Genomic DNA, 12,599 nt, shown 5'->3' with positions numbered 1-12,599 from the left:
AACCTTCTCTTCGAAAATAGGCTGTCCATAAACGGGCTCTTTCGGACTAAGCTTCCCGCTATCGCTTCGCGCGGAACTTCACTAGTCTCGTTCTTTCCACGACGCACAAGCCGACCCCATCGGCCTCGTCAACCAGTCGCCAGCCAGGTCCGTGGCGACTCATCCTCAAGGAGACCACCATGCCAGAAGTCAATCTGCAGCCCGTATATGCAGCACAGGCAGCAGCCATGGATATCGTGTTCGGCATGACGACAAAGACCCTGGACGCCTGCCAGAAGCTCACTGAACTCGGCATGCAGACCATGAAGGGGACGATCGTCGACAGCCAGGAGGCGGTGCGCCAGGCACTTGCCGCCAGGAATCCGCAGGATCTGTTTGCGCTGCAGGCCACCGCGGCCGAACCCGCGGCCGAAAAGGCGCGGGCGTACTTCCAGCAGGTCCAGGAAATTGCGGCCGCCACGCGAGAGGAGTTTCAGAAGGTGGCAGCTGCGCAACTCGAAGCGAACAAGCGCGCGTGGCAAGAGATCTTCGACAAGATCGCGCTGACGGCACCGGGTGGCTCGGATGGCGCACTGAACGCATGGCAGGCGGCCATGGCTTCCGGTATCACGCTGTGCGAATCGATGCAGGCGTCGACGAGACAGGCGGTGGAGCTGGCGGAGAGCCAGGTGGCGAACGTTGCCGCGGCGGCCGCGGCCGCCGCGCATAAGGGGAACTCGCAGTCGGAAAGGGCGGTCGCCAAGAGGTAGCGAGGGATCTTGCACCTGTGCCTTGGCCTCTAGCGCACCTGGATGGTAAATCGGCTTGGCCGTAGGGGCCCAGGCAATCATCATTGCCCCCCTCATTGCCTCATCCCGGCTTCATCAAAGAACAAAAAAGAGCCCGCTCAATCTCTCAAGCGGGCAACCATCGGGAATCGACGCTGCTTGGCGGCCAAGCGCCAGGCACGACCCAAGCTTTGTGATGTCCGAAATCTTTGCATTCCGAACATAAAGCCGCCCATGACGATTCCCCTTGGTTTTCATAGCATGCAATCAACTGCTGCCAACTCCGGATACCGCCATGACGCCAGGAAGATTTCGCGAACTGGTCATTCTGGATCGCTACATGAACGAACTGAAGGCCGAGATCCATCTGCAACAGCAGCGTGCCGCGCGACTGACGGATGCCGCCGAGTCCATGAAGGCCGCCGAGATGCTTGCGAGTCTTGAGCGTGCGCTGGCGGCGCTGGAGGTTCGCTTGAGTTCGACGCGGCCCGGCAGGGCGTAGCGAGGCACGACATGAGTTCGATGAGTTCGCTGGAGCTTTGGTGCGTTGCGCTTGCCATTACGGGCCTGGTGCTGCTTGCACGCGTTTTTGCGATCTACCGCATCCGGGCCGCCTTCATGGCGGAGCCGGAACTCCGCGATGTCCTTTACAGCCGGCTGCCTGGCTATGACGAAATGGCCTTTGCCCCCGAGCACTGGACGCGCTGGACAATCGGCGCGTGGCGAGCCTACACGCTGAACGCCCCCGAAGTCGAGAAGCGCCAGGTCTGAGCTGGCGCCGCACGCCCGCACGCCCGTATGGCCGCTGATCGCTGACCGCTTTCGCTGCGCGGCACCACAGTAATTCTTTCAGGCCTTGCCAACCATTCTTGCGTGCCGCCCGCACGGGGTATTGGGCGGCCGACATGCCTCGCTCCGGATGCCCGTGCAGCGGTGGCATGGAGCATGCACGGCAATAGTCAGCTGCAGAAGCCGGTGCCAGCGGCAAGCAATCATCCGCTTACAGAAGGGCCGCATAGCGGCAGCCCGGCCAGGCGAGGGTGGCTTCATCCGAGGAGTTGAAGATGGCGGACGGTGTCGTAAAGGTGATCCCGATGACGGGCATGATGTGGGCAGTCGCCATGATGGACGATGGCAAGACCATGAAGACCGAAACCTTCGCATGCCGGAGTGCTGCGATTGCTGCCGGCGTCCGGCTCGCGCTGCAGAACGAGTCGGTACTGCTGATCGAGGGACTTGGCGACGAATGTACCGGCACGGAGTCGATTCATTAGCGGCGTCGGATTCCGCCGCTTCGGCGCACCCTGCTACACGGTGCTGACGAGTACGTCAGCCACTACACGGAAGAGGAAGCAGGGAGCTGATCCGGAAGATGACCCGGCGCGCGGACCGGACATGGCCATGGCGCACCGGGGGGCCATGGCGCACCGGGGCGCTGCTCACGCGTTCACTTGCTTTTCGCCGCCAGGTTGCGCGCCATGTCGAGGTGGTGTTCGAGGGTCGGCAGCGTCTTTGTCGCGAAGGACTTGACGTCGCTATCGGTAGCGGTCTGGGAAGCCCGGCGGAACAACTCCACGGCTTGCATGTGCGCCTGTACGCCAACGCTGTCCGTATAGCGGCGGTCGAATGCCGCGCCGTTCAGGCCCTTGAGCGCGTCCAGCGTTGCGCTGTCCGAGGTGTCCGGCGCCGCCGGGAGCGCCACCTGCTTGCGGCTGGCAAGCTGCTTGAGTTCATCCGCCGCGGCCTGATGGTCCTTTATCATCCGGGCCGCAAAGTCCTTGACTGAACTGTCATTGGCCTTCTGCTGGGCCAGCCTGCTGGCATCGATCTCCATGGTCCCGGCCTGGGCGGCTTTCTTCATGAATTCGGTGTCGGACGCAGATGGCGCGGCGTGTGCGGGGATGACGACGAAGAACACCATGGCGGCGGCGAGATGTCCTGGGAAACGGGTAGCGGTCACGGCAAGCTCCTGTAGTGCCATCGGGCGGGATGCAATGCCTGTGCAAGCTTCATGCCCCTGGCCGCCGCGCCGTGGCGATGCCGCGGTGCCTGGCATCGCAGCCAGGGCCCATGGCGCCCGCCACGGCCCCGGGTGCAACGCCAGGCATGCCGTCAACAGGGCTCACAACAGCGGCGGATTGCCAATCCAGTACGGCTCGCGCTCGTAGTAGCGATGCACTTCGGTCGCCCATTGCGGGTCGGCCATGCTGGGCCAGCTGTTCTTGTTGAAGCCCGGCGCGTTCTTGATGCGGTCTGCGGTCAGGCCCAGGCGGAAGCATTTCGCGTCCGTGTCCATGACCAGCGCCCCCCACGGGATCGCGTGCAGCGTATCGCCCATGCCGAGGAACCCGCCAGTCGTGAGGACCGCGTAGGCCACCCGGCCGCGCGGGACGTCGATCATGATCTCCTTGATCTCGCCGACGTGCTGGTCGTCGGACGAATAGACCTTGGTGTCGTCCAGGCTCGATGCCGCCATGACTTCGGGGCCGGGGCCTTCGCCGATACCGCTGCCAACGATGGCGGCGCCCTGATTCGAGGTGAGATTGGGATCCATTGCAGTCTCCGTACGGTTGCAGGTGCATTCGTGGAGCAACCCGCATGCCCGCCTGCCATGCCACCGGTTTGACATCGCGATGCGGTGCGCAGGCGTCCGGCATGCTGGTGTGAGCGGAAGAAACTACAACCGCCGGTAATGACGCCGCAGCCGCGTATCAATGCCAAGGCGGGAAATGCGGAAAATGGGGGAAATGGTGCGGCGTGTCGCGCAGTGCGGCCCGCGCGCCTGCCTCGCTGCCGCGCCAAGGCTCTTTGGCGCCACGCCATGCCGCGTCCCGCTTCACCGCGCTGGCGGTGCCACGCGGGATGCGCCGGCGAGGGATCAGCGTAGTAATATTTCCTTCTACCCACCATTTTCAGCAAGAACTCACGCACCAATGGCACCTTCCGAAGTGAAGTCGCTTCCAAGCCAGCTTTCCTTTCCCGTTGTCGGCATTGGTGCGTCGGCCGGCGGCATCGAAGCGCTCAAGACATTTTTCGAGGCCTTGCCGGGGCGCACCGGCGCGGCCTACGTGATCGTGGTACACCTCGCTCCCGATCACGCGAGCCATCTGCCCGCAATGATCGGCGCCGTGACTTCGATGCCGGTATTGCAAGTGAGCGACGTCACGGCCATCGAACCCAACAATGTTTACATCATTGCGCCGTCCAAGACGTTGTTGATGGTCGATGGCTACCTCCGCGTCGAATCGGAAGCGCAGCAAGGCAGCCGCCGCGCCGCCATCGACCTGTTCTTCCGTTCGCTGGCCGAGGCCCATCACGAACGTGCCGCGGCCATCGTGCTGTCGGGAGCGGGGGCCGATGGATCGGTCGGCATCACGCGCGTGAAGGAGCTGGGGGGCATCGTGCTGGCGCAGCAGCCCGAGGATGCGGCGTTTCCCAGCATGCCGCGTGCGGCAGTCAGTACCGGGCACGTCGACATCATCCTGCCGGTACCGGAGATGCCGCAGAAGCTCATGGAGTTCTGGTCCAACGTCAACCGCATCCACTTGACGTCGGATGAGGGCTCGGGCGACAGCGTGGCGGCGGCTGCCCCCGATACCGAGCACGTCCTGCGCGAGATCATGGTGATCCTGCGCACGCGCACCTCGCATGACTTCCGCCAGTACAAGCGCGCCACCGTCCTGCGCCGCATCGAGCGGCGCATGCAGGTGAACGGGCTCAGCGAGCTTGCCGAGTACCGCGACTTCCTGCACGCGAATCCCGACGAAACGCCGCTGCTGCTGCAGGACATGCTGATCAGCGTGACCAATTTCTTCCGCGACCGCGAGGCCTTCGATGCGCTGCGTATGGAGGTGCTGCCGCAGATCATCGAGCGCCAGCGTGCCGAGGGCGATCCGATTCGCGTCTGGAGCGCGGGTTGCGCCACCGGCGAGGAAGCCTACTCGCTCGCCATGCTGCTGCAGGAGGCGAGCGCAGACGCGGGGGAAGCCGTGCCGTACCAGGTCTTCGCGACCGACATCGATGAGCGGGCTATCGCAGTGGCACGTTCCGGGCTGTATCCGGAATCCATCCTTGCCGACGTCGATGCCGGCCGCATGCGCCAGTTCCTGGCGCGGGATGCCGGGCACTACCGGGTCAAGAAGGAGCTGCGCGAGCATGTACTGTTCGCGTTGCACAATGTGTTGCGCGATCCGCCATTCTCGCGGCTGGACATGGTGTGCTGCCGCAACATGCTGATCTACCTCGACCGGGAGGCCCAGCTCGAGGTGCTGCGCACCTTCCATTTTGCGTTGCGCCCGGGCGGCTACCTTTTCCTGGGCGGTTCGGAGGCCGCGGACAGCGTCGGCAACCTGTTCAGCGTGGTCGACAAGAAGGCTCGGATCTATCGCGCCAACGTGGCGGTGCGCGCCGAAGCGCCCATGCCGCAGGCGCCGGCGACCATGGTCTCCAGCCTGCCGATGATGGTCGCGCCTTACGCGGGGCGGCGCAAGTTCTCGTTCGGCGACCTGCACCAGCGCGTGATCGAGCAGCATGCGCCGCCCAGCGTGCTGGTCAGCCGCGAGTCGAACATCGTTCACCTGTCGGACCGTGCCGGCCGTTTCCTGCAGTATGCGGGCGGTGAACCGTCGCACAACATCATCGCGGCGGTGCGCCCGGAGTTGAGGCTGGAGCTGCGTACCGCGATCTTCCAGGCCCTGCAGGCGAACCACAGCGTGGAAGCGCGCCGCGTGCAACTCCAGCGCGATGGCCGGTCCTTCTACGTGAACATGATCGCGCGGCCCGTCCATGATGTCGAAGCCAACGCGGACTTCGTGCTGATCCTGTTCGATGAGGTCGAGGACAGCATGGCCGAGGCGGACGCCACCGCGTCAAAGCCGCAGCGCGACCCGATGGTCAGCCAGCTGGAAAGCGAGCTGCAGCGTACCAAGGAGCAGCTGCAGGCCACGATCGAGCAGTCGGAGACCTCGACCGAGGAACTCAAGGCGTCGAACGAGGAACTGCAGGCCATTAACGAGGAACTGCGTTCCGCCACGGAAGAACTCGAGACCAGCAAGGAAGAGCTGCAATCGATCAACGAGGAGCTTACGACCGTCAATGCCGAGCTCAAGTCGAAGGTCGAGGAAACCAGCAAGATCAACGACGACCTGCAGAACCTGATCACGGTCAACGACATCGGCACGATCTTCGTGGACCGCAATATCCGCATCAAGCGCTATACGCCTCGGGCCACGGATGTGTTCAGCATCATCCCGTCGGATATCGGACGGTCGTTGCTCGACATTACGCACCGGCTCGAGTACGACAAGCTGTCGGACGATGCCGCCGAAGCCTTCGATTCGCTGCGGCTGATCGAGCGCGAGGTGCGCAGCAGCGACGGCCGCTGGTATCTGGCGCGTTTTCTGCCCTACCGGACCACCGAGGACCGTATCGACGGCGCCGTGCTGTCGTTCATCGACATCACGTCTCGCCGTGCCGCGGAGGAGCGTCTTCGCGATGGCGAGCAGCGCATGCGCATCGTCGCGGAAAGCACGCGCGACTACGCCATCATCACGTTCGACGACGACGGTCGCGTCACGAGCTGGAATGTCGGCGCGCAGCGCATCTTCGGCTACGACGAGGCGGAGATGCTGGGCAGGGCGGCTGATGTCCTGTACACGCCCGGGGACCGTGAAGAACGCGTGCCGGCAGAGGAAATGGCGCAGGCCCGCAAGTACGGGCGTGTCGAGGAAGACCGCTGGCACGTGCGCAAGGACGGCACGCGCTTTCGCTCCAGCGGCGTGCTGTCGCGGCTGGAAGGCGGCGGCATCAGCGGTTACGCCAAGATCGCGCGTGACCTCGACGAGGCGCTGCCGCAGGGCGCGCCGCGCAATGAGTCGGCCTGGCGGCACGACGAAGACCAGGCGCGGCGCGACGAATTCCTGGCCGTGGTTTCGCACGAGCTCAAGCACCCCCTGAACCTGATCAGCGCGAGCAGCGAACTGATCTCGCGCTCGACGGAGGCCCGGCGCAATCCGCTGATTGCGCGTGCCACGGCGACGATCCAGCGCACGGTGCAGAACCAGGCGCAGATCATCGACGACCTGCTCGATATGTCGCGCGTGCGCACCGGCAAGCTCTCGCTCACGCGGGAGGCGCTGGACTGGCGCGAAGTCGTGCAGCGCGTGTGCGAGGCCGTGTCCGATGACGCGGCGCGCAAGCACCTGACGCTGCACTGCGAACTGCCCAAGACGCCTGTGTGGATCCATGCGGATGTCACGCGCATCGAGCAGGTGGTCTGGAACCTGATCAGCAATGCGCTCAAGTTCACGCGTGACGGCGGCAAGGTCGACGTCAAGCTGGAGAACGAGGGCGAGCGCGCCAGGCTCATCGTGCGGGACAGCGGTCATGGCATCGAGCCGCAGGCGTTGCCCCATATCTTTGACATGTTCCACCAGGGGGGCGGCCCGCGCGGCCGGCAATCCGGTCTTGGCATCGGGCTGTCGCTGGTCAAGGAACTGGTGACACTGCATGGCGGCACGGTCAGCGCGGATTCCGCCGGCGTTGGCCTTGGTGCCACTTTTACCGTAGCGTTGCCGGCAGGTGCCAGCCTGCGACCCGACGATGGCGAGGCGCCGGTGACCGCGTCATTGCTGCGCGGCATGCGCGTGATGCTCGTGGACGACGATGCGCCCACGGTCGAGACGTTCCGGATGCTGCTCGAATCGGAAGGCGCCGTTGTCCAGGTTGCCACGGACGCCCAGGCGGCGCTCAGGGAAATGGAGTCGAATCCGCCGGACCTGCTGCTGTCCGATCTCGGCATGCCCGGCATGGACGGCTACGAACTTCTGCGAGCAGCCCGCCAGCTTTCTGGCCTGGCAAACCTGACCGCAGTCGCGCTCAGCGGCTACGGGCAACAGCGCGACGTCGACGCGGCGCTGCAAGCGGGCTTTGATGCCCATGTGTCCAAGCCCATCGTGCTGGACACCTTGCTGACCACGCTGATGCGGCTTCGCAAGGGCTGAAGCTGTCACGGCGTCTGGAACCAGCCCGCACTTCGGGTCTCTTCGGGCTGGTTCCACGCCTCGATCTGTTTTCCTCTCCCTGCCGCCCTGCCTAGCGGCTTCGCGGCCGGGACCGCGAAGCGGTGGCAAGCTGCTGCCGCAGACGGTTGCGCTGCTTGCGCAACGACGTCACGGTCTGGCACAAGGTGTGCAATAGCATCTCGGTGAACTCCGTCGGCAGGCCATCCGCGCGAAGCTGTCGCGCGAAACGAATTTGCCTGCGGAGGTTGCCGCGCACTTCGCAGATATGTCTTTCGATGTCCAGTAGTTGCCTGGCCGCACAGTCTGGGGCTGTGCGCGTGCTGGGGGTGGCTTTCGGCTCCGGCGTACCGGAATGGTCGCTGCCGGAAGGAGCGGGCGAGGCGGCTGGCGAGTCGGAGTGCGTGTCGATCCAGCTCTTCGCCCACGCCAGCCCCTGGGCCTGGGCGCGTTCACGGGTCCGGAAGAGGCCCAGGGTGCCCGACTGCACAAGCACAGCGCCTGCTTGCACCACGCTACCTGCCCCTTGCCAGGTATCGTCGGACAGCAATGTCGCGGAACCTTCGACGATATGGTTGTAGTACTGTTGCGTCGTCATCGGCACTTTTCTGTCTCCAGTGGCAGTTGGCCCGCATGCATGGGTGCAAAGGGGCCTTGTATTTATTTCTGCTCGATGAAGAGATGGTAAGGAAGGTTATCGGCGCCGGCATATCAGCGAGCTGTCAGGAATGCTACGATTCCGGACAGTAGCGTGCCGCCCGGAAGCGGCAAGGAGATCAAATGCCGTCCGTGTATCTCTATACGAACCAGGCAGGCAGCCTTGGCGAATTCGAAAGCGAATGCATGGCGCTCGATGCCGCGGGTTACGTGGTCAATATCGGCAACGCCTGGTGGGAGCGCGCATCCGGGACGGGCCCGGCCGTGCAGCGGCCCGCATTCCTGCAGCTACTGCAGCGCTTGCGCGCCGGAGACACTATCGTGACCGCGACGCTCGCGAGCCTGGGCTGCAATCTGCGCGACGTCATTGCCACGGCGCAGCGCTGCCATGAGTTGGGCGTCCGGGTACATTGCGTGGAAGTGGGTGATGAAGACCTGAGTGCACCCGGCTCCGCAGTGCTGCGGACGCTGCAAGCGGTTGACGGGCTGGAGCGGCAAGGGCGCAGCGCGCGCATGAAGCAGAGCGCGCAGGAAGCCGTCAGTCGCGGTGCCCGGCTGGGCCGCAAGCCTTTGCTCGAGCCTCACACGCACGAGGAAATCCGTGCCGCGATTCGCGTCGGCACACCGATCAGCGAACTGGCCCGTACGCTGCGCGTGTCGCGCCAGACCATCATGCGGATCCGTGACGGCTGGTCATGAGTACCGCGCGGGTTCTGCCCTCCGCGCACGTCATTGGCGTTTGACGCTTCCATAGGTGTTTCCTGTGCGCCAATGAAAAAAGGCTTGCCGAAGCAAGCCTTTTTCAAATCTTGGTGCCCAGGAGAGGACTCGAACCTCCACAGTGTTGCCACCGCTAGGACCTGAACCTAGTGCGTCTACCAATTCCGCCACCTGGGCAAGTGAGCTGCGCATTGTACCAGAGGATTCGCAGAATGCAAGCGATGCGCCGCCAAGACTCCGCTGAGACCCCCTAAGACCCATATCGCGCTAGGACTGGGGCGGCCGCAGGTGTTCCTGCAGCCGGGAGAGCTCCAGTGCGATGCCGTCCGGAAAACCCTGGCGGCCTCCGCGCTTGTCGATCAGCAGGTCTTCCAGGTACGCAAGGATGCCGTCGGGGTGGCTCCACAACGCAGCGAGCTGGTTGCCGATGCGCGGAAAGCGGCGGCACAGTTCCAGCGGCCGGGCTTCAGGCGGCAGCGCGGCCAGCCAGCGTATTGCCGTGGGGGTCAGTGACATCGTGTCGGGCGGCACGGGTCGCCGCAGGCTGGGCCAGTCCGGCTCGGCCTGCGCGGGTGGTGCGCCGTCCAGGATCTGCTTCGCTTCCTCCACGGAGACGAATTCAAATGAGATGGGTTCCATGCCGGTCAATTCGGAAAAGATGCAAACAAAGGCCAGGGCCTGCCTTATACAGTTACGGTTCTTCCGGCAATTTACTGAAGCCGAGCGTCCTGCGGCAACACCTTACTTTCCGCCCATTCGCGACGTCGCAATATTCGGGTTTGTGCCAGCTTTCGCCGGCGGTGGCATTGGAGTCTACTGGAATCGCGCACAAGACGTGGCTGGACGGAAGATCGGGCTGCAAGTGTTTAGTGTTGGTGTTGGCCCATCGCCTCCCGGTCGGATATGGATTCCTACGGAGACTACAACATGGTGACCAAGCAGGAAGACGCCTTCATTGTGAAGAACCTGATCGCGCTGGCAGCAGTGGAAACAATCGGCGCAGCGATTGCGCTGGGCCTGGTCTTCAACATCATTACCTGAGTCTCTGACCGGCCCGCACGTTCAGCCGCGGGCCATTCACCGCGTCACGCCTCGTCACTCGCCGGATCGCAAGATTGACAAATCGCCCCGGGTCCGACAAGCTTTCGTCTATGGACCGCCGTCACAACGACATCGCGCTGATTATTATCACCATTCCTGGAATGGTGGGTTAGCGCGCGTCCTTAGATCAGTTTCCGCAAAACCCGCCCCTGAGGCGGGTTTTTCGTTTCCGCCTCCTGGGCACGAATCCAGCACAGGAGTCCCGTCATGTCCGTACACGCCGTCGAGCCCGCCAACGAACATCGCGATGTTTTTTCACCAGGCGTTCCCGACCAGAACAGCTATCTCAAGCGCATCCTGAACGCACGCGTCTACGACGTTGCGCGCGAAACCGAGCTCGAGCTTGCGCACAACCTGTCCGCGCGCACCGGCAACGCCATCTGGCTCAAGCGCGAAGACAACCAGCCGGTGTTCTCGTTCAAGATCCGCGGCGCATACAACCGGATGGCAAACCTGGATGCGCAGGCGCTGCAGCGAGGCGTGATCACCGCGTCGGCGGGCAACCACGCGCAGGGCGTGGCGCTGTCGGCGGCGCACCTGGGCGTGCGCGCGGTGATCGTGGTGCCGACCACGGCACCGCAGGTCAAGGTCGATGCCGTGCGCGCGCATGGCGGGCCCACGGTCGAGGTGGTCCAGGCGGGCGCGTCCTACACCGATGCGTGGCGTCACGCCATGCACCTGCAGAAGGAGCTGGGCCTGACCTTTATCCCGGCCTTCGACGATCCGGACGTGATCGCGGGGCAGGGCACCGTGGGCGCGGAGATCCTCGCGCGCCATCGCGGGCCGCTGGATGCGATCTTCGTACCGATCGGCGGCGGCAGCCTTGCCGCCGGCGTTGCCACTTACGTCAAGGCGGTGCGCCCGGAAGTCCGCGTGATCGGGGTGCAGACGCAGGACTCGTGCGCGATGGCGCAATCGCTGCGTGCCGGCCGGCGCGTGGAGCTCGATGAGGTTGGCCTGTTCTCGGACGGCACCGCAGTGAAACTGGTCGGCGAAGAAACCTTCCGCCTGTGCCGCCAGTATCTCGACGATGTCATGACCGTGAGCACCGATGCCGTATGCGCGGCCATCAAGGACGTGTTCGAGGACACGCGCAGCGTACTGGAGCCCGCCGGCGCGCTGGCAGTCGCCGCGGCCAAGCAATACGCGCAACAGCGTGGCATGCAGGGCGGGACGCTGGTGGCCGTGACATCGGGCGCCAATATCAACTTCGAACGCTTGCGCTTTGTCGCTGAGCGTGCCGAGATCGGCGATGCGCGCGAGGCCGTGTTCGCGGTGACGATGCCCGAGGCGCGCGGCAGCTTCCTGCGCTTCTGCGACCTGGCGGGCACCCGCAGCATCACCGAGTTCAGCTACCGCATTGCCGATGCACATACTGCGCATGTGTTCGTCGGCATGCGCATCCGTGACCGGGCCGAGTCCGCGCAGATCGCCGGCGCGTTCAGCGCGCAGGGTTTTGCCACGGTCAATCTCACTGGCGATGAACTGGCCAAGCAGCACCTGCGGCATATGGTGGGCGGGCGTTCCGCGCTGGCTGGCGGCGAGCGCCTGTTCCGCTTTGCGTTCCCGGAGCGGCCCGGTGCGCTGATGACCTTCCTGCGCGCGTTGCCGGAAGACTGGAACATCAGCCTCTTCCACTATCGCAACGATGGCGGCGATGCGGCCTCGGTGCTGGTCGGCATCCAGGTACCCGAGGCCGCACGGCCGACCTGTGACAGCGTGCTGGCCGGACTCGGCTATCCGCACTGGGACGAGAGCGCAAGTCCGGCCTACCGGCTGTTCCTGGCGTAAGCCTGTGGACCGGGCAGGCGCCGCAGGTGCGGGCGTCGGTTACACTGCCCGCTCTTTCCACTACGCCGCTGCAACCGGATTCTCCATGAAACGAATCGCTCTGCTCCTCAGCGCCATGACCTTCGCCTGTGCCGCCGTGGCGGCCGCGCCGGGTGCCTCGGCACCGGCACCGGCACCGGCACCGGCGGCCGCAGCGCCGCAGACGCTGCCTTCGGGCATGACCATCCAGCACCTGGTCAAGGGCACCGGTCCGTCGCCCAAGGCCACCGACACGGTCCAGGTGCATTACCGCGGCACGCTTGCCGACGGCACGGAGTTCGACAGTTCGTACAAGCGCGGCCAGCCGATCTCGTTTCCGCTGAACCGCGTCATCCCGTGCTGGACCGAAGGCGTGCAGACCATGCAGGTGGGCGGCAAGGCCAAGCTGACGTGCCCGGCGGCCACCGCCTACGGTGCGCGCGGCGTGCCGGGCACCATTCCGCCGAACGCCACGCTCACGTTCGAGGTGGTGCTGCTTGGCATCGGCGGCTGAGTTCCTGCGTTC

General features: G+C 64.7%; 12 protein-coding genes and 1 tRNA gene. 8 read left to right on the top strand and 5 right to left on the bottom strand.

The window, feature by feature from the left end:
* Window positions 1-179: 179 nt before the first annotated feature.
* The 4 genes from CupriaWKF_RS18740 to CupriaWKF_RS18725 all read left to right on the top strand — a co-directional run bounded on the left by CupriaWKF_RS18740 (window position 180) and on the right by CupriaWKF_RS18725 (window position 2,041).
* On the top strand, window positions 180-749 hold the full coding sequence (locus tag CupriaWKF_RS18740) for a phasin family protein (RefSeq protein ID WP_276102273.1): 570 nt from the start codon (window positions 180-182) through the stop codon (window positions 747-749).
* 358 nt (window positions 750-1,107) lie between these two features.
* On the top strand, window positions 1,108-1,269 hold the full coding sequence (locus CupriaWKF_RS18735; protein ID WP_276102271.1) for a hypothetical protein: 162 nt from the start codon (window positions 1,108-1,110) through the stop codon (window positions 1,267-1,269).
* 11 nt (window positions 1,270-1,280) lie between these two features.
* The gene (locus tag CupriaWKF_RS18730; protein WP_276102270.1) at window positions 1,281-1,538 is read left to right on the top strand and encodes a hypothetical protein; all 258 of its coding nucleotides are present in this window, start codon (window positions 1,281-1,283) and stop codon (window positions 1,536-1,538) included.
* Between the two features lie 293 nt (window positions 1,539-1,831).
* Window positions 1,832-2,041, top strand: coding sequence for a DUF2188 domain-containing protein (locus CupriaWKF_RS18725; protein WP_276102269.1), 210 nt, complete (start codon window positions 1,832-1,834; stop codon window positions 2,039-2,041).
* A gap of 173 nt (window positions 2,042-2,214) precedes the next feature.
* Here the strand turns inward: CupriaWKF_RS18725 and CupriaWKF_RS18720 are convergent, their stop codons facing one another.
* A complete protein-coding gene (locus CupriaWKF_RS18720) occupies window positions 2,215-2,727 on the bottom strand; it encodes a DUF4142 domain-containing protein (protein WP_276102268.1) in 513 nt (170 codons plus the stop codon).
* A gap of 162 nt (window positions 2,728-2,889) precedes the next feature.
* Window positions 2,890-3,321 carry a PRC-barrel domain-containing protein gene (locus tag CupriaWKF_RS18715; RefSeq protein ID WP_276102266.1) on the bottom strand — a complete coding sequence of 144 codons (432 nt, stop codon included), beginning with the start codon at window positions 3,319-3,321 and terminating at the stop codon, window positions 2,890-2,892.
* Between the two features lie 379 nt (window positions 3,322-3,700).
* Between CupriaWKF_RS18715 and CupriaWKF_RS18710 the strand changes: the two genes are divergently transcribed.
* The gene (locus tag CupriaWKF_RS18710; RefSeq protein WP_276102265.1) at window positions 3,701-7,768 is read left to right on the top strand and encodes a CheR family methyltransferase; all 4,068 of its coding nucleotides are present in this window, start codon (window positions 3,701-3,703) and stop codon (window positions 7,766-7,768) included.
* A 91-nt stretch (window positions 7,769-7,859) separates the two neighbouring features.
* On the opposite strand, the gene CupriaWKF_RS18705 is transcribed toward CupriaWKF_RS18710, so the two are convergent.
* Complete coding sequence (locus CupriaWKF_RS18705) at window positions 7,860-8,384, bottom strand: hypothetical protein (RefSeq protein ID WP_276102263.1); 525 nt, start codon at window positions 8,382-8,384, stop codon at window positions 7,860-7,862.
* 182 nt (window positions 8,385-8,566) lie between these two features.
* Here CupriaWKF_RS18705 and CupriaWKF_RS18700 point away from each other — a divergent pair, with 182 nt between their 5' ends.
* Window positions 8,567-9,142, top strand: coding sequence for a recombinase family protein (locus CupriaWKF_RS18700; RefSeq protein WP_276102261.1), 576 nt, complete (start codon window positions 8,567-8,569; stop codon window positions 9,140-9,142).
* Window positions 9,143-9,253: 111 nt separating this feature from the next.
* Here the strand turns inward: CupriaWKF_RS18700 and CupriaWKF_RS18695 are convergent.
* Window positions 9,254-9,340, bottom strand: a tRNA-Leu gene (locus CupriaWKF_RS18695).
* A 90-nt stretch (window positions 9,341-9,430) separates the two neighbouring features.
* Window positions 9,431-9,802 (bottom strand): hypothetical protein, encoded by a 372-nt coding sequence (locus CupriaWKF_RS18690; RefSeq protein WP_276102260.1) that lies wholly within the window; start codon window positions 9,800-9,802, stop codon window positions 9,431-9,433.
* A gap of 669 nt (window positions 9,803-10,471) precedes the next feature.
* Between CupriaWKF_RS18690 and ilvA the strand changes: the two genes are divergently transcribed.
* Window positions 10,472-12,055 (top strand): threonine ammonia-lyase, biosynthetic, encoded by a 1,584-nt coding sequence (ilvA, locus tag CupriaWKF_RS18685; RefSeq protein WP_276102259.1) that lies wholly within the window; start codon window positions 10,472-10,474, stop codon window positions 12,053-12,055.
* A gap of 85 nt (window positions 12,056-12,140) precedes the next feature.
* Window positions 12,141-12,587 carry an FKBP-type peptidyl-prolyl cis-trans isomerase gene (locus CupriaWKF_RS18680; protein WP_276102258.1) on the top strand — a complete coding sequence of 149 codons (447 nt, stop codon included), beginning with the start codon at window positions 12,141-12,143 and terminating at the stop codon, window positions 12,585-12,587.
* Window positions 12,588-12,599: the final 12 nt, after the last annotated feature.

The organism is Cupriavidus sp. WKF15 (genome assembly GCF_029278605.1).
Taxonomy (GTDB): Bacteria; Pseudomonadota; Gammaproteobacteria; order Burkholderiales; family Burkholderiaceae; genus Cupriavidus.
The sequence above is the reverse complement of the archived record's forward strand: the minus strand, read 5'-3'. Positions and strand labels throughout refer to the sequence as shown.